This is a genomic window from Streptomyces tuirus, assembly GCF_014701095.1.
Lineage (GTDB): Bacteria > Actinomycetota > Actinomycetes > Streptomycetales > Streptomycetaceae > Streptomyces > Streptomyces tuirus.
The window spans coordinates 7,150,890-7,166,997 of sequence record NZ_AP023439.1; the positions used below are offsets into that span (position 1 = coordinate 7,150,890).

Consider the following 16,108-nt stretch of genomic DNA (forward strand, 5'->3'; position numbering starts at 1 on the left):
AACAGGGCAAATCGGTAGAATCTTGACCATGGCGCAACCCTCGGTAGCACCAGAGCTCGTGCTGGAGACAGAGACGGGCACCACCGTGATGATTCCGGGCCGCGACTACCACGTGGGGCGCGACCCGATGTGCGACATCGTCATCGACGACGACCGGGTCTCCTGGCACCACGCGGTGCTGAAGCCCGAGGACGGCCACTGGACCATCGAGGACGAGGGCAGCACCAACGGCACCTACGCCGACGGCCGGCGCATCCACGAGCGGGACGTCGGACCCGGCAGTGTCATCCGCTTCGGCAACCCGGCCGACGGGCCGCGCCTGACCCTCACGGGCCGCCCCGCACCCCGCGCCCGCACCCCCCAACGCCCCTCCGCCGTCTCCATGCCGGCCCACACCGGCACCTACCGGCAGCCCACGACCGTACGGCCGCTGCCCTCCCGCACCGTCCGCATCGGCCGCGCGCCCGACAACGACCTGGTCATCGACGACCTCTCGGTCTCCCGGCGGCACGCCGAACTGCGCGCCCTGCCCGACGGAACCTACGAGATCGCCGACCTGGGCAGCCACAACGGCACCTACCTCAACGGCGGCCCCGTCACCAGCGCCCCCGTCGGCCAGGGCGACATCGTCGGCATCGGCCACTCGGCGTTCTGCCTCGTCGGCGACCAACTCCAGGAGTACGTCGACACCGGCGAGGTCTCCCTCGACGTGCAGGACCTCGCGGTCTCCGTCGACCGCGGCCGCAAGACGCTCCTCGACCACGTGTCGTTCCCGGTGGGGGAGAAGTGCCTGCTCGCCGTCGTCGGCCCGAGCGGCGCCGGCAAGTCCACGCTCCTCAACGCCCTCACCGGCCAGCGGCCCGCGGGCCACGGCACCGTCCTCTACGACGGCCGCGACCTCTACCGCGACTACGCGGAACTGCGCCAGCGCATCGGACTGGTCCCGCAGGACGACATCCTGCACGCGCAGCTGACCGTCCGCAAAGCCCTCTCCTACGCCGCCGAACTGCGCTTCCCGCAGGACACCGCCAAGGCCGAGCGGCGCGCCCGGGTCGACGAGGTCATCCGCGAACTGGGCCTGGAACAGCGCGCCGACCAGCCCGTGCACAGCCTGTCCGGCGGTCAGCGCAAGCGGGTCAGCGTGGCCCTGGAACTGCTGACGAAACCGTCGCTGCTGTTCCTCGACGAGCCGACCTCCGGCCTCGACCCCGGCATGGACCGCTCGGTGATGCACATGCTGCGCGGCCTCGCCGACGACGGCCGGACCGTCATCGTCGTCACCCACAGCGTGCTCAGCCTCGATGTGTGCGACCGGCTCCTCGTCCTCGCGCCCGGCGGGAAGATCGCCTACTACGGGCCGCCCGAGGACGCCCTGCCGTTCTTCGGCTTCGAGGAATGGCCGGAGGCCTTCGAGGCCTTCGACCGGGACACGGACCGGGACTGGGCGGGGGAGTACCTCGCCTCGCCCCTGCACGGCCGGTACGTGACCGACGCCTCCGCGCAGCCCCGGCAGCCGCGGTCCGAGCCCGTCGTCATCACCGCCCCGCCCCGGCCGCGCAGCCGGGGTGCCCAACTCGGCACGCTGGTACGCCGGTACGCGGCCGCGCTCAGCGCCGACCGGACCTTCCTGATCATCATGATCGCCCTGCCGTTCGTGATGGGCGCGATGGCCCGCGCCCTGGCGGGCGGCAAGCTGACCGCCGACACGGCGATGAACGCGCTGCTCATCCTGTGCGTCGGCGCGGTGCTCACCGGGGCCGCCAACGCCGTCCGCGAACTCGTCAAGGAACGCGTGATCTACCAGAGGGAACGGGCGGTGGGCCTGTCCAGATCCGCGTATCTGATGTCCAAGGTCATCGTCCTGGGCGTCATCACCGTGCTCCAGGCGGTGGTGCTGACCCTGGTCGCCCTGTTCGGCGTGGACCTCAACGCACCGGGCGGCGAAGGCGTGCTGATGCCGCCGCTGGTGGAGATCACGGTCGCCGTCGCCCTGCTCGCGTTCACGGCGATGATGCTCGGCCTGCTGGTCTCCGCGCTGGTGCGCAAGGAAGAGGTGACGATGCCGCTGCTCGTGCTCATCGCCATCGTCCAGGTCGTCTTCTGCGGAGCCCTGCTGAAGCTGGCCGACACCCCCGGACTCGAGCAGCTGGGCTGGCTGGTGCCGGCGCGCTGGGCGCTGGCCGCGATGGCGGGCACGGTCGGACTGGGCCGGATCGTGCCCGACGACCTGACGAAGGACCCGCTGTTCGAGCATGCGGCGGGCACGTGGCTGCTGGACGTGGGGATGCTGGTCGTGCTGTCGGTGCTCTTCGGGTTCCTGGTGTCCCGCATGCTGCGCCGGCACGAACCGGCCGTCATGCGGAAGTAGGGAGCGCCTATGACGACCCCCGGCTTCCGGCCCACGCACGTCGTCCCGCAGCACGGGATGCCCGCCTGGGAGGCCCCCGACCCGTCCCGGCCCACCGTGGACCTCGACCCCCTGCTGCCGGTGCAGCTTCTGGAACGGCAGGGCGACTGGGGGCACGTGCTGTGCTTCAACGGCTGGTCGGCCTGGGTCGACGGGCGCCGCCTGGTCGCCGTACCGCTGGATCCGCCCGCCGCGGACGGGCCTCTCACCCGTTCAGCCGATCCGCGGCCGCTGCTGGGCCGGGCGCAGGAAGCCCTCGCGCGTTACCGCTCCGCGGTGGAGGACCTCGCGGGTGGCCTCGACCGCGAGTCGTTCCGCACCCGCACCCACGGCATGCGGGTCGGCGTCGTCGTCGACGGCGAGTCCGTGTGGCTCTACGACTCCGCCCACGGGCACTGGGTGTACGCCGACGGCAGCCGGACGACCACGTACGCGACGGACGAGACCCCGGCCGCCGAGCCGGAGCCGCGCCCCGCCGAGACGCCCGTGCACCCGCCCACGCGAGTGGTGCCGCCCGAGGGCCCCGCCGACACGCCCCCATCAGCCCGGAGCGCACCGGCCGGACCGACGCGGGTGGTACCACCGGAGTCCCCCGAGCCGACGGGGGCTGCCCCACTGGAGGCGCCGGAGCCATCGAAGGCGGCCCCGCCCGAGGCGCCCGAACCGGAGGGGACCGTGCCTGCCGCCCCGGAGCCGACCCGAGTGGTGTCTTCGGGTACTCCTGAACCGACCCGAGTGGTGTCTCCGAGTGCTCCTGAGCCGACCCGGGTGGTGTCGCCCGAAGGGCCCAAGCCGCAGGGGAGTGTGTCCCCGGACGCTCCCGAGCCGACCCGGGTGGTGTCTCCGGATACTGCTGAGCCGACCCGTGTGGTGTCTCCGGGTACTGCTGAGCCGACCCGTGTGGTGTCGCCGGAAGGGCCCGAGTCGCAGGGTGGTGTGTCCCCCGAGGCCCCCGAGCCGACCCGGATGGTGGCCCCGGACGCCCCCGAACCCGAACGGGCGGCGCCTCGCGAGGCTCCCGAGCCCACACGTGTGGTGGCGACCGATGCCCCTGATCCCACACGTGTGGTGGCGCCCGATGGCCCCGAGCCGACGCGTGTGGTGGCGCCCGGTGCCCCCGAGCCCACTCGCGTCGTGCCTCCCGATGCCCCGGAACCGACGAGGGTCGTCTCCCCCGATGCCCCCGAACCCACCCGCGTCGTGTCCCCCGAGGACCGGGAGGGCACGGCCGAGGGTGAGGCGGAGCGGTCGGCTGCGGCGCCGCCCACCCGGGTCGTCTCGCCCGAGGGTGACGGCCGTTGAACCGCGAGACGAGCCTGTTCTCCGGGCGGCCCTCCGAGCTGGTCGGGCAGCAGATCGCCGGGTACCGGATCGAGCAGGAGATCGGACGCGGCGGCATGGCCGTCGTCTACCGGGCCCGGGACCTGCGCCTGGAACGCACCGTCGCCCTGAAGCTGCTCGCCCCGGAACTCGCCCGCAACGACACCTTCCGCCGCCGCTTCACCCACGAGTCACGGGCCGCCGCGGCGATCGACCACCCCCACATCGTGCCGGTCTTCGAGGCCGGCGAGACGGACGGCGTGCTGTACATCGCGATGCGGTACGTCGCCGGCAGCGACCTCCGGCACGTCCTCGACCGCGAAGGCCCCATGACACCCGTCACCGCCCTGCGCGTCGCCGCCCAGGTCGCCTCCGCGCTCGACGCGGCCCACGACCACGGACTGGTCCACCGGGACGTCAAACCAGGCAACATCCTCGTGTCCCGCGGCACCGACAGCGACCACCCCGAGCACGTCTACCTCACCGACTTCGGCCTGACGAAGAAGTCGCTGTCCCTCACCGGCTTCACCACGGTCGGCCAGTTCGTCGGCACGCTGGACTACGTCGCACCCGAGCAGATCTCCGGCAAGCCGGTCGACGCCCGCTGCGACGTGTACGGCTTCGCCTGCGTCGTCTTCGAGACTCTGGCCGGCCACCCGCCCTTCATCCGCGACGACGACATGGCCCTGCTCTGGGCCCACCAGTACGACGAACCGCCGCCGCTGACCGGTGAACGGCCCGACCTCGACCCGCGGGTCGACCCCGTCTTCGCCCAGGCCCTCGCCAAGAGCCCCGACGACCGGTACCCGTCCTGCCTCGCCTTCGTCGCCGCCCTGCGCGCCGCGACGACCGGCGGCGGGGCCGGGGGCACCAGAACGCCCACGCGGGTCGACCGGCAACTGCCGGCCGCGGGGGAGGAGCGGCCCAAGCCGCCGCCGCGCTGGGCCGAACCGGTCTTCGTGCAGCGGATGTAGGGCGGCCGTAGAGGGGCGTCAGCCCTTGCCGTCGGGGCGCACCTCGCCGCGCCGCCGTACGTGGCGCGCCAGCAGCGCCCCGGCGAATCCGGTCACCAGCCCCCAGGGGACGGCCAGACCGACGGCACCCCACAACTTGGGTCTCAGGAACAGCTCGCCCCCGAGACCGCCGCCCAGATCACCGATGCCGAGCACGGACAGACCCAAGTGCGCCGAGATGCGTCCGACGAGGCAGATCATGAACACCGTGAGCACGAGGGCGACCGCCATGTGTACCGCGTGCTGCCAGGCCCGCACCCGGGCCGGTGACCGGGCCGCCATCACGAACGCGGCGGCCAGCAGCAGCACGACGTCGACGACCAGCAGCCACCACACCCGGCCGTCGTGCTCGGCGAGGGTGCGCAGATTCAGCTCGGAGACGTCCGGGGTGCGCAGCACCTCGTCCAGCACATGCGGCATGGGCAGCCCGAAAGGCCCCTCCACCCGCCCGTTCCAGGTCGCGCCGAGCCCGATCGTCAGCGCCAGCCACACCAGGTTGGGGATGCCCAGCAGGATCACCGCGAACGTCTCCCGCGCGTGCCCCTTGGTCATCGCGACGATCAGGGCGACGACCACACCGATGACGACGCAGGCCAGCAGCAGCGCGACCATCGCGTACGCGGCCGGGCGCACCGACGCCTGGAAGCGCAACAGCCGCGCGGGCAGCGGAGCCCCGCGCGACACCAGCAGCGCCAGCACCAGCACACCGGCCAGCCAGACCACGCCGACGAACACGGACAGCGGGACGTCGGTGGTGAAGCCGATCCGCGGCGAGGCGCCGAACAGGTCGCCGAGGTCACCGAGCGCGTCGTCCCCGAGGGAGATCTCGAAGGTGTGGCGGGCGGCGAGCGTCAGACCGATCAGCGCGAGCAGCCACAGGGCCACCACCCGCCCGGCCCAGCCGGCCAGCTCCCTGGCGCCGGCCACCGCGCGGTGCCGCAGCGGACGCAGGAACCCCCAGGCGATCACCAGCGCCCCGGTGAGGGTGACGGACAACGGAATCACCGTCAGGCCCGCCCGCGTCTCGGCGAGGTCGCCGGCGCCTCCGGCGACTTTCACCGTGCCGCCGACGGCGGTGACCATGGTGGCCGCGACGACGGGGCCGAAGGAACCGTCCGGAAGGTCCGCGGCCCCGGCCGCCCACAGCCCCAGGGCGGACACCAGCGCCATGGCGAGCAGCCCGCCGAGCACCGTGACGAGGGCATGCGCCCAGCCGTGGCGGGCGACGGCCCGCTCGCCGGGGGTACGTGCCTGGCCGGAGGGGGTGCGCGAACTCACGGTGTCACGCTAAGCAGTCCCCGGGCCGGACGCCCGCCGGAGAGGTCCGTCCGCGTCGGCTTGCGGGGCGTACGGGACCGGAGCACACAATGAACTCGTAGTGGAAAAAGCGGCATACACCGGTATGAATCACCCCGGCTGTATGGAGGCCGCAGAGAACCCACGCGGGAGAAGAGCTCGTGAGCGTCGATCCACCGTCGTCCGGCCGCCCCACAGGACCTCCCTCGGGCCCGCTGTCGGGTCCTTCCCAGCCTCCCTCGGGCGGCGGCGGCCCGCCCTCCGAACCGCCGAGCGGCGGCGGCAGGGAGCCGGAGCCCCGCCGACCGTGGTGGGGGTCCGTGCCCCGTGTCGCGATCATCGCCACCGCCGTGGTGGCCGCCGTGGTCCTGGCCGTGGTGCTCTCCCGGCCCGACAACGGCGGCACCGGCGCGTCCGACGGCGGCACCAGCACATCGAGCGGCGAGATCTTCCTCCAGCCCGCGGCCGACACCGGACCGGACCAGTTCACCGAGTCGACGGCCCAGGAGGACAGCTCCGCCTCCCCGGTCACGCCCTCGGGGGACACCGAGTCGGCCCCGCAGAACGCCCTGCGCGGTGTGAACGGCGACGCCCCCGGCCTGTACGGCGGCACCCGCAACGTCGCCAGCTGTGACGTGGAGAAGCAGATCAAGTACTTCGAGGACGCCCCGGACAAGGAGCGCGCGTTCGCCTCGGTCCTGCGCATCCAGCCGTCCGAGGTCCCCGACTACCTGCGCTCCCTCACCCCCGTGCAGCTGCGCATGGACACCCGCGTCACCAACCACGGCTACAAGAGCGGCGCCCCCACCAGCTACCAGGCCGTCCTCCAAGCCGGCACGGCCGTCCTGGTCGACGACCGCGGCGTGCCCCGGGTGCGCTGCGCGTGCGGCAACCCGCTGACCCCGCCGGTCGCCCAGCAGAGCGCACCCAAGACGACCGGCAACGCGTGGCCGGGGTACAAGTCGTCGAACGTCGTCATCGTGACGCCCGCTCCGCGGCCCGTCGACGAATTCGTGATGTGCGAAGCCGACGGCGAGTGGTTCAAGCGTGAGGCGGGGGACACCGGCAACAAGGACCGCAAGACGAAGAAGCCCGACAAGCCCTCCCCGTCGGCCACTGTCACCACGCCCACGTCGCCGACCGACTCGACGTCGTCGCAACCGCCCACGAGCGAACCGCCGACCTCGGACACGGACACCTCGGGGCCGACGACGGACGAGCCGCCGTCGTCCGACACCCAGCAGCCGCCGCCCGACAGCGATACCGGCAACAACACCGGCAACAACACCGGCAACAACACCGGGAGCCACACGGGGAGCGACACCGGCGGCGGCACGACGGAACAGGCGCCGGCCTCGTGATGACCGACCCGATCGGCCGAAGCGAACGCGACTCGAGCCGGCCCGCGCGGCACGACTCAAGCGGCGCGGACCACCAGGGCGTAGTCGCCGAGCCCGAGCAGCCGGTCGGCCGGCAGGTCGCCGTGGGTGGTGACGACCGCCTCGACCCGGCCCGTCCCCGGCTCGAACACGACGTCCTGGACCGTGCCGAGCGTGTCGCCCGTCTCGGTGAGGATCCTCAGGCCCGGCAGCTCGTGGTGCGGCGGCACGTGGGCCGGTTCGGCGGGCGTGCGGACCAGCACCGCGTCCGGGCCGATGGCGTGCAGCGCGCCCCAGGCCAGCACGGTCTCCTTGCGGGAGTGATGGCCCCGTACCCGGACATGGGTGACCACACCGGACGCCGCGTCCACCGTCAGCGACTTCACGGTCCCGAGCTCTTCCGCCTCGGTCAGGGTCAGCACCGGCAGGCCCCGCGCCTCGGAGAACAGCATCATGGCGCCGTCCCCTCCCGCCCGGCCTGGAAGGCGCCGATCCGGGCGACGAAGGCGGGCAGGTCGTCGGCGACGAAGCGGATGGCGTCCGCCGGGATGACCAGGGCGCGTCCGGAGACGGCGAGCGTCTCGCCCCGCGGCACGTACACCCGGTGCCGGCGGCGTCTGGAGCCCTGCACCAGGGCCTTGCCCGCGGCGATCCGGAAGCCCACGACCCGGCCGGTGGTTCCGCTCTCGACGATGACGTCGAGCACCGTGCCGACCTCGGCGCCCTCGTCGGTCAGCACCTTGGCGTGCAGCACCCGGCCCTGCTGTGCCTCACGCCGTGCCACCACGACGGAGGTGTCCGCCAGCGCGCGGGCGTCCCGGACCATGACCGCGTACGGGCCCAGGGCGTGCACCGCCGACCAGGGCAGACTCTGTTTCAGCGGGCCCGACAGCAGACCCCGGCCGCTGAGCGTGAAGCCGGTGATCCGCCCGGCGGCGGGGTCGAAGACGGTGTCCTTGATCTGGGCGACGGCGTCGCCGCCCAGCGTGACCACCGGCAGGGTCGTCAGACTGCGTGCGGCCAGCAGCTCGTTCATCGCAGGCCCTTTCCGCCGGGGCGGCGCCGGACCGCGATGACGGTCCCCGACCGCCGGCCCGCCTGCACGGCGAGCGTCACCGCCGCGACGGCGGCGAGCGCCGCGAGCACCACGACCAGCCATGTCCACCAGGCCACCGCGCACCTCCGGTGATCCGGCCCGGCCGCCCTCGGCCGGCCCTGATTCCTTCCGGGTGCCCCGCGAAGGGGGGACAATGCCCCGGGATCGAATGGGGGAGAATCTGTCAGGACTGTGAAGACGGGCCCGGGGTACGAGCACTGGTGCAGAGCGTCCGGCCAGTCCGGCTTCCGAGAGAGAAAAGAATGATCGACCACCTGGACGGGGCAGTGATACCGACTGGTTTCGACGTGCCCGTGGAACCGCTGCGGCGGGCGGCACACTACACCGGCGAGCAGGGCTGCATCGCCGAGGCGCGGTCCTTCGCCGCGCTCTTTCTCGACCAGCTCAGGACCGAGTGGTGCGCACAGATCGACGAGCGCGTCGACGGCGCCGTGCTGCTGGTCGTGAGCGAACTGATCACCAACGCCGACCGGCACAGCAACGGGCCGTACATCCTGGAGCTCGTCGGCACCGACGCCGCGGTGACGGTCTCCGTCTACGACAGCAGCTCCGCACTGCCCCGGATCTTCCCCCGCAACCCCGAGCGCATCGGCCGGCACGGCCTGGAGATCGTCCACGCGCTCGCGGAGCAGGTCAGCGTGGAACGGGTGCCGGTGGGCAAGCGCGTGCGCGCCGTGCTGCCGCTCTCCGGCACGAACCAGGGCTGAGACACCGTCGCGGCCGGGCGGAATCCGGAGGCGGCTCACGGTCGCGGGTGCCGCCCCACTCCCGCGTGGGGGACGGCACCCGCTGGTCGGACGAGGCGGTCAGGCGCAGCCCAGCTCGCCCAGCATGCCCTCGCGCAGTCGCATGATGATCCGCTTGATCAGGCGGGAGACGTGCATCTGTGAGCAGCCGAGCTGCTCACCGATCTCCGCCTGGGTGGCCTCCTCCACGAACCGCATGTGGATGATCTGCCGGTCGCGCTCGCTCAGCTCCGCCATGAGCGGCGCCAGCGAATGGAAGTCCTCGACGAGCCGCAGCCCGTCCTCCTCCACACCGATGAAGTCGGCCAGGACCGCCTCGCCGCCCTCCGGGCCGTCGCCGGTCAGGGCGGCGTCCAGCGACGACGAGTTGTACCCGTTCGCCGCGATCTGCCCCTCCACGACCTCGCGCTCGGAGATGTTCATCAGGGTCGCCAGCTCGGCGACCGTCGGCTCCCGGTCCAGACGGCTGGCGAGCTCCTCACGGGCCTTGGCCAGCTCCACGCGCAGCTCCTGGAGGCGCCGCGGCACGTGCACCGCCCAGGTGGTGTCCCGGAAGAACCGCTTGATCTCGCCGACGATGTACGGCAGCGCGAAGGAGGTGAACTCGACCTCGCGCGAGAGCTCGAACCGGTCGATGGCCTTGATCAGGCCGATCATGCCGGTCTGGACGATGTCCTCCATGTCGTCGCCGCGCCCCCGGAACCGGCCGGCGGCGAAGCGTACGAGCGACATGTTCATCTCGATCAGGGTGTTGCGCGCGTACTGGTACTCGTGCGTTCCCTCTTCGAGTTCCGTCAGGCGCTGGAAGAACTGGCGGGACAGCTGCCTCGCGTCCCGCGGGGCCACGGACCGCGGGTCCACGATGCCCGGCAGTGCTCCGTCACCCGCGCCGGCCTCGGTGTTCTCCTCGACGACCTGTGCCTTCGACCGGATCACGGCGGTCTCCATTACCTCTCCCACGAACGTCGCGGCGGACATCTGCATAGGTACTCCCGGGTTGCGGGTACCCGGGTTGACGCGCACCATGCCCTCCGATTGTGCCCTGGGCGAAATCGGGCGGAATGTTCCCTTCCGTCTCCTGTGGCAGGTGATTCCACCCAGGGCGGAACGCCGGGCCCTTCCCCCGGCGGCCGGGATTCCTAGGCTGGAGAAGTGAGCAACCACCTGCCGAACGAAGCCCGAGTCATCCCCCTGCGCCCGCACGGTGCGCGCCCCTCCGGCGCAGCGCCGCGCCAGGCGCGCCCGGCCCCCGCCGCGAAGGAGCCGCTGTGGCGGGACCTCGTGGGCGACGTCCTGCGCCGTGAACGCCTCGCTCAGGAGCGCACCTTGAAGGACGTCGCCGATGAGGCACGGATCTCCGTGCCCTATCTCTCGGAGGTGGAGCGCGGCCGCAAGGAGGCCTCCTCGGAGGTCCTCGCGGCCGCCGCCCGCGCCCTCGGACTGGGCCTCGGCGACCTGCTCACGAGGGCGCAGGGCGAACTGACCCGCGTCACCTCGCGCTACACGGCCGGCAGTCGCCGCGGGGCCACCATGTCGTCGCGCGACGGCATGTGCCTGGCCGCCTGAGCCGTATCTCCGGCCGGCGCCTCAGACCTTGACGAGGCGCCGGCTGAGCACCTCGTCGGCCAGCCCGTAACCCACCGCCTCCCGCGCGGTGAACACCTTGTCGCGGTCCATGTCGGCCCGCAGGGCCGTCACGTCGTGGTGGGTGTGCCGCGCCAGCACCTCCTCCACCTGGGAGCGGATCCGCACCATCTCCTTGGCCTGGAGCGCCAGATCGGACACCATGCCGCGCTGCCCGCCCGCGGCCGGCTGTCCGAGCAGCACCCGCGAGTGCTCCAGCACGAACCGCCGCCCGGGGTCCCCGCCGGCCAGCAGCACGGCCGCCGTGGAGGCCGCCTGCCCGACGCAGAACGTGGAGATCGGCGCCTGGACGAACGTCATGGTGTCGTAGATCGCCATGAGCGAGGTGAACGAGCCGCCCGGCGAGTTGATGTAGATCGCGATCTCGCTCTCCGGGGAGGACGACTCCAGGTGGAGGAGCTGGGCGATGACGACGTTGGCGACGCCGTCGTCGATCTCGGTGCCGAGGAAGATGATCCGCTCCGACAGCAGCCGGCTGAACACGTCGTAGGACCGTTCGCCCTGCGGGGTGCGCTCGACGACGTTCGGAATCGTGTACGTACCCATCACTGCAGCCCCATCCTGCGCCGGGTGGCCGCCGGGCGGACGTCCGCGAGGGACTCCACCACCCGGTCCACCATGCCGTACTCCCTGGCCTCCTCGGCCGTGAACCAGCGGTCGCGGTCACCGTCCCGGGAGATGGTCTCCGGGCTCTGGCCGGTGTGCTCGGCGGTGATCCGCTCGATGGTCCGCTTGGTGAACTCCAGGTTCTGCGCCTGGATTTCGATGTCGGCGGTCGTGCCGCCGATGCCCGCCGACGGCTGGTGCATCATGATCCGCGCGTTCGGCAGGGCGTAGCGCTTGCCCGGCGCGCCGACGCTCAGCAGGAACTGGCCCATGCTGGCCGCGAAGCCCATGGCCAGCGTGGAGACGTCGTTGGGGATCAGCCGCATCGTGTCGTAGATGGCGAGGCCCGCGTGCACCGCGCCGCCCGGGCTGTTGATGTACAGACTGATGTCGGTGTGGGCGTCCTCCGCGGACAGGATGAGCAACTGGGAGCAGACTCGGTTGGCGGAGACCTCGTCGACCTGGGTGCCCAGCAGCACGATGCGCTGCGCCAGCAGCTGGGCGGCCAGATGGTCGTCGAACCGGGTCGGAGGGGTGTCGCCCTCCTCCGCCCGGGGGGCGAGTGTCGTGAGTGGAGTCATCGGTTCTCCTCGTCGCGGCGACAGGTGCCGCGGACAGGTCGGGGATGTGCCGTCGACTCCACTCTTGACCCAGGGCGATGCCCGCGAACGGTTTCTCTGCCCTCGGCAGATCCGCTACCGGCAGAGTCCGAACGCTCAGCCCTTCTCGCGCAACTGCCGGAAGAACGCCCGCACATCACCGACCAGCAGGTCCGGCTTCTCCATCGCCGCGAAGTGCCCGCCGTGGCCGAACTCCGTCCAGTGGACGAGGTTCTCCGTCCGCTCGGCCCTGTGGCGCAGCGGGATCTGGGGATCGCCGAAGAAGGACGCCACCCCGGTCGGCGTGGTGGACGGCTCCTGCGGGGCGGCGATCCGCTCGCCCCGGGCGTGGGCACGCTCGTGGTAGAGCCGGGCGGAGGAACCCGCCGTGCCCGTCAGCCAGTACAGCATCACGTTCGTGAGCATCAGGTCCCGGTCGACGGCCTCCTCGGGCACCTCCCCGGAGTCCGTCCACTCCTGGAACTTCTCGACGATCCAGGCCAGTTGCCCCACCGGGGAGTCCGTGAGCGCGTAGGACAGGGTCTGCGGCCGGGTGGACTGCACATGGAAGTAGCCCGTCCCGTCGCGGGACCATTCCCGCCACCGCCGCCACGAGGTGAGCGTGCGCTCGCGCTCCGCGGGGCCCAGCGCCTCCAGTTCCCCGGCGGTCGGCTCGGTGGCGGCCTGCGCGCCGGGCAGCAGATTGAGGTGGACGCCGACGACCCGGCCGGGGTGGACGCGCCCCAGCTCGCGGGAGATGGCCGCACCCCAGTCGCCGCCCTGGGCGCCGAACCTCTCGTAGCCGAGGCGGGTCATCAGCTCGGCCCACGCGTCGGCGATCCGGCGCGCCTCCCAGCCCGTCTCCCGGGTGGGGCCGGAGAACCCGAAGCCGGGAATGCTCGGCAGTACCACGTGGAAGGCGTCGGCCGGATCGCCGCCGTGGGCGGCCGGGTCCGTCAGCGGCCCCACGATGTCGGTGAACTCGACGATCGACCCCGGCCAGCCGTGCGTGACGATCAGCGGGGTGGCGTCGGGCTCGGGGGAGCGGATGTGCGCGAAGTGCACCCGGGCGCCGTCGATCTCGGTGGTGAACTGCGGCCAGGCGTTCAGCCGCGCCTCGGCGGCCCGCCAGTCGTACGCGTGGCGCCAGTACCGCACCAGCTCGTGCAGATAGTCCGACGGAACGCCGTACGTCCAGCCCACGCCGGGCAGCTCGTCCGGCCACCGGGTCCGGTCGAGGCGGTCGTGGAGGTCGTCGAGGTCGCTCTGCGGTACGTCGACACGGAAGGGACGGATGCCGTTGTCGGCGGGCGTGGACGTCATGGCGGGGAGCCTAGTTCCGAACGGTGTAGCGGCCACGTGGATTTTGCCGGCCGCCCGGCCGATGAGTTCCAGGGCCCTGGCCGGTCGACAGTGGTGACAGCGTTCCACTCCTGGAGGAGGACTCATGACCACCGACGGTTTCACCACGTGTCTCTGGTTCGACGGCCAGGCCGAGGAGGCCGCCCATTTCTACGTCTCGGTCTTCAAGAACTCCAGCGTCGGCAAGATCGCGCGCTATCCCGAGGGAGCGCCCCAGGCCGCCGGCACCGTGATGACCGTCGAGTTCACGGCCAACGGGCACCGCTTCCTCGGGCTCAACGGCGGCCCCGAGTTCACGTTCAGCGAGGCCACCTCCTTCATGCTGTTCTGCGAGAACCAGGAGGAGATCGACTACTACTGGACGAGGCTCACCGAGAACGGCGGCGAGCCCGGCCCCTGCGGCTGGCTCAAGGACCGGTTCGGCGTGTCCTGGCAGGTCGTCCCGGACCGGCTCGACGCGATGATCACCGACCCGGATCCCGAGAAGGCGGCCCGCGTCACCCAGGCGTTCATGGCGATGAGCAAGTTCGACATCGCGGCCCTGGAGAAGGCTTACGCGGGCGAGTGACGTGCCGCCCACAGGGGCGGAAGCGCCTCCCACAGGGGCGGACCCGGCTCCGCCCCGGCTCCTACGCCGCCCCCGCCCCTACGCCGTCTCGGCCAGGATCTCCCCGATCACATGCCGGGAGTTCTCCGCGACCGGCGGGTTCGTGTCCCAGTAGTACGGCAGGGCGATGACCGCGATCGACAGGGCCCAGCCCCGGGCCCGTGCCCACTCGGCCTCACCGGCGCCCACGGCCTCGCGCAGGACACCGCGGGCCTCGGCGGGCAGCACACACCAGGCGCCGATGAGGTCGACGGCCGGATCGCCGACCCCCACCGTGCCGAAGTCGATCACGGCGCTGAGCCGTCCGCCCGTGACCAGGAGGTTCCCGGCCATCAGGTCGCCGTGGGCCCACACCGGCGGCCCCGTGTGCTCCGGGGCGCGCAGGGCCGACTCCCACGCCTTCGTCACCGCGGCGGTGTCGACCCGCCCCGCCAGCCGCGCGAGCGCCTCGCGCAGGAACGGCTCCCGTGCCGCCAGCGGCACTCCCCGGTAACCCGGCGGGCCCTCGGACGCGTCGATCGCGCGCAGGGCCGTGACATACGCCGCCAGGTCCTCGGCGAGCGGCACGGGTTCCTCGAGCGCGCCGGGCACCGGGTTGTGGCCGTCCAGCCAGCCGTACACCGACCAGGGCCAGGGAAACCGGCCGTCGGGCTCGCCCCGCCCGAGGGGCTCGGGGGAGGCGGCGGGCAGCGCGGGGGCCAGCCGGGGCAGCCAGTACAGCTCGTGGGTGATGGCGTCCACGGCGCGGGGGTGCCGGGGGAGCCGTACCACCTTGTCCGCACCGAGGCGGAACATGGCGTTCTCCGTCCCGGAGGACTCCAGGCGCCGCAGGGGCAGTCCGGCCCACTGCGGGAACTGCTCCGTGATCAGCCGGCCGACCAGCGGGACGTCGACGGCCAGCTCGTCCTCATGCATTCGCACCGCGCACATGGCGCCCATTCGAGCGGTCAACGCGCCGCCTGTCGAACGGTTTTGGTGACCTCCCGGGCCAGCCGCAGGATCCCCGGGGAGCGGACCGGGCAGGGCTTCGGCCTGCTGGTGGTGGGCGCCAGACAGAAGTGCAGGTAGTCGTCGTCGCGGTGCAGGGCGGTGCGGTCGCGGCCGGGCTGGGTGCACAGGCCGCGGTGGGCACGCTCGTAGGCCGTGCACGGCAGGGACCGCGTCCAGGTGTAACGGCCGCCGGCCGGGCTCACCGCCTTCCCGGCGTCCGCCACCAGGTCCCCCGAGGCGGCGGCCCGCTTCTCGTAGAGCGCGTTGACACGCCGGACCCGGTCGGGGGTGATCGGATCCGGGCCCTGCGCCACCCAGACGATCCGCGGCCGGCTGCCGCCCCCGGCCGCGGCGATCTGCTCGGTGAGCCGCCGGGCGTCGGCGTCGTAGCGGCTGAAGTACCGGGCCGGGGACTTGTCGTAGGTGATGCCGTCCATGCACGGCGTGTAGCCCCAGGAGTTCCCCCAGAACTGCAGGACCACGACGTCGGGCCGCAGCCTGCGCACCAGCGCGGCGGCCTTGTCCGCGGCCGGGACCAGGGAACGGTCGGCCGTGCCCTCCAGGTAGTCGCACAGGGTGGTGCCGGAGTACGGGGCGCCGGTGTACTTCGCCCTCAGATCCCGGCGCAGCTCCTCGCCCAGGACCTTCTGGCCCTCCATCGCCAGCGAGTCGCCGAGGTACAGCACCGTCGGCGCCTTCCCCGGCCGCGGGCCGGGGGAGGCGGGGGCGCGCTGGTGGGTGGTCGTCGACGCGTGCGGCGCTGCCGGTGCCGGCTCCTCGGGTGCGGACGCGGGATCCCCGCACCCGCCGAGGAGCATCCCGGCCAGCAGTGCTCCCACGACCCACGGCTTGCGCATACGGCAACTCCCGCCCCGGCCACCGAAAGGGCACTCAGGCAAGCACAGCCGGGCGCCGGAGGGAAGACGCCCGCCGTGCGGCGGCCCACTCGACGCGCGAGCAGGCCCCCGGGTGACTAGCGTGAGGAAGCGGACGATTCCACTCAGACCCCACTCAGATCCACT

16 protein-coding genes and 1 pseudogene are annotated in these 16,108 nt (G+C 72.4%); 7 read left to right on the top strand and 10 right to left on the bottom strand.

The features are described from left to right. Window positions 1–28: 28 nt before the first annotated feature. From IGS69_RS32480 to IGS69_RS32490, 3 genes and pseudogenes are all read left to right on the top strand, one after another. On the top strand, window positions 29–2,368 hold the full coding sequence (locus IGS69_RS32480) for an FHA domain-containing protein (RefSeq protein WP_190904015.1): 2,340 nt from the start codon (window positions 29–31) through the stop codon (window positions 2,366–2,368). A gap of 9 nt (window positions 2,369–2,377) precedes the next feature. Further along, window positions 2,378–2,932 (top strand): annotated as a pseudogene (locus IGS69_RS32485) (hypothetical protein); the annotation flags it as partial. A gap of 773 nt (window positions 2,933–3,705) precedes the next feature. Further along, entirely contained in the window at window positions 3,706–4,701 is a 996-nt protein-coding gene (locus IGS69_RS32490; RefSeq protein WP_190904016.1) for a serine/threonine-protein kinase, read from the top strand. A gap of 18 nt (window positions 4,702–4,719) precedes the next feature. On the opposite strand, the gene IGS69_RS32495 is transcribed toward IGS69_RS32490, so the two are convergent. Further along, entirely contained in the window at window positions 4,720–6,018 is a 1,299-nt protein-coding gene (locus tag IGS69_RS32495) for a streptophobe family protein (RefSeq protein ID WP_190904017.1), read from the bottom strand. 179 nt (window positions 6,019–6,197) lie between these two features. Between IGS69_RS32495 and IGS69_RS32500 the strand changes: the two genes are divergently transcribed. Next, complete coding sequence (locus IGS69_RS32500; protein WP_232543703.1) at window positions 6,198–7,397, top strand: DUF6777 domain-containing protein; 1,200 nt, start codon at window positions 6,198–6,200, stop codon at window positions 7,395–7,397. A 56-nt stretch (window positions 7,398–7,453) separates the two neighbouring features. On the opposite strand, the gene IGS69_RS32505 is transcribed toward IGS69_RS32500, so the two are convergent. The 3 genes from IGS69_RS32505 to IGS69_RS32515 are packed head-to-tail and all read right to left on the bottom strand — an operon-like array spanning window position 7,454 to window position 8,588. Beyond that, the gene (locus tag IGS69_RS32505) at window positions 7,454–7,870 is read right to left on the bottom strand and encodes a PRC-barrel domain-containing protein (RefSeq protein WP_190904019.1); all 417 of its coding nucleotides are present in this window, start codon (window positions 7,868–7,870) and stop codon (window positions 7,454–7,456) included. Further along, window positions 7,867–8,451 (bottom strand): PRC-barrel domain-containing protein, encoded by a 585-nt coding sequence (locus IGS69_RS32510; protein ID WP_190904020.1) that lies wholly within the window; start codon window positions 8,449–8,451, stop codon window positions 7,867–7,869. The genes IGS69_RS32505 and IGS69_RS32510 overlap by 4 nt, the downstream gene beginning before the upstream one ends. After that, window positions 8,448–8,588: a hypothetical protein gene (locus tag IGS69_RS32515; protein WP_190904021.1), complete on the bottom strand. Its 141-nt coding sequence runs from the start codon at window positions 8,586–8,588 to the stop codon at window positions 8,448–8,450. Before IGS69_RS32515 ends, IGS69_RS32510 begins: the two co-directional genes overlap by 4 nt. A 186-nt stretch (window positions 8,589–8,774) precedes the next feature. Between IGS69_RS32515 and IGS69_RS32520 the strand changes: the two genes are divergently transcribed. After that, complete coding sequence (locus IGS69_RS32520; RefSeq protein WP_190904022.1) at window positions 8,775–9,239, top strand: ATP-binding protein; 465 nt, start codon at window positions 8,775–8,777, stop codon at window positions 9,237–9,239. A gap of 99 nt (window positions 9,240–9,338) precedes the next feature. Here the strand turns inward: IGS69_RS32520 and IGS69_RS32525 are convergent, their stop codons facing one another. Continuing rightward, complete coding sequence (locus IGS69_RS32525) at window positions 9,339–10,226, bottom strand: RNA polymerase sigma factor SigF (protein WP_190904743.1); 888 nt, start codon at window positions 10,224–10,226, stop codon at window positions 9,339–9,341. 204 nt (window positions 10,227–10,430) lie between these two features. Here IGS69_RS32525 and IGS69_RS32530 point away from each other — a divergent pair, with 204 nt between their 5' ends. Next, entirely contained in the window at window positions 10,431–10,844 is a 414-nt protein-coding gene (locus IGS69_RS32530; RefSeq protein WP_190904023.1) for a helix-turn-helix domain-containing protein, read from the top strand. 21 nt (window positions 10,845–10,865) lie between these two features. Here IGS69_RS32530 and IGS69_RS32535 read toward each other — a convergent pair whose 3' ends face one another. The 3 genes from IGS69_RS32535 to IGS69_RS32545 all read right to left on the bottom strand — a co-directional run bounded on the left by IGS69_RS32535 (window position 10,866) and on the right by IGS69_RS32545 (window position 13,450). After that, a complete protein-coding gene (locus IGS69_RS32535) occupies window positions 10,866–11,468 on the bottom strand; it encodes a ClpP family protease (RefSeq protein ID WP_190904024.1) in 603 nt (200 codons plus the stop codon). Beyond that, a complete protein-coding gene (locus IGS69_RS32540; RefSeq protein ID WP_190904025.1) occupies window positions 11,468–12,109 on the bottom strand; it encodes an ATP-dependent Clp protease proteolytic subunit in 642 nt (213 codons plus the stop codon). Before IGS69_RS32540 ends, IGS69_RS32535 begins: the two co-directional genes overlap by 1 nt. 135 nt (window positions 12,110–12,244) lie before the next feature. Continuing rightward, entirely contained in the window at window positions 12,245–13,450 is a 1,206-nt protein-coding gene (locus IGS69_RS32545) for an epoxide hydrolase family protein (protein WP_190904026.1), read from the bottom strand. Between the two features lie 124 nt (window positions 13,451–13,574). Here IGS69_RS32545 and IGS69_RS32550 point away from each other — a divergent pair, with 124 nt between their 5' ends. Further along, complete coding sequence (locus IGS69_RS32550; protein ID WP_190904027.1) at window positions 13,575–14,057, top strand: VOC family protein; 483 nt, start codon at window positions 13,575–13,577, stop codon at window positions 14,055–14,057. A 78-nt stretch (window positions 14,058–14,135) separates the two neighbouring features. Here IGS69_RS32550 and IGS69_RS32555 read toward each other — a convergent pair whose 3' ends face one another. Both IGS69_RS32555 and IGS69_RS32560 read right to left on the bottom strand, forming a co-directional pair. Further along, entirely contained in the window at window positions 14,136–15,026 is an 891-nt protein-coding gene (locus IGS69_RS32555) for an aminoglycoside phosphotransferase family protein (protein ID WP_190904028.1), read from the bottom strand. 17 nt (window positions 15,027–15,043) lie between these two features. After that, window positions 15,044–15,943: an SGNH/GDSL hydrolase family protein gene (locus IGS69_RS32560; RefSeq protein WP_190904029.1), complete on the bottom strand. Its 900-nt coding sequence runs from the start codon at window positions 15,941–15,943 to the stop codon at window positions 15,044–15,046. Window positions 15,944–16,108 lie beyond the last annotated feature (165 nt).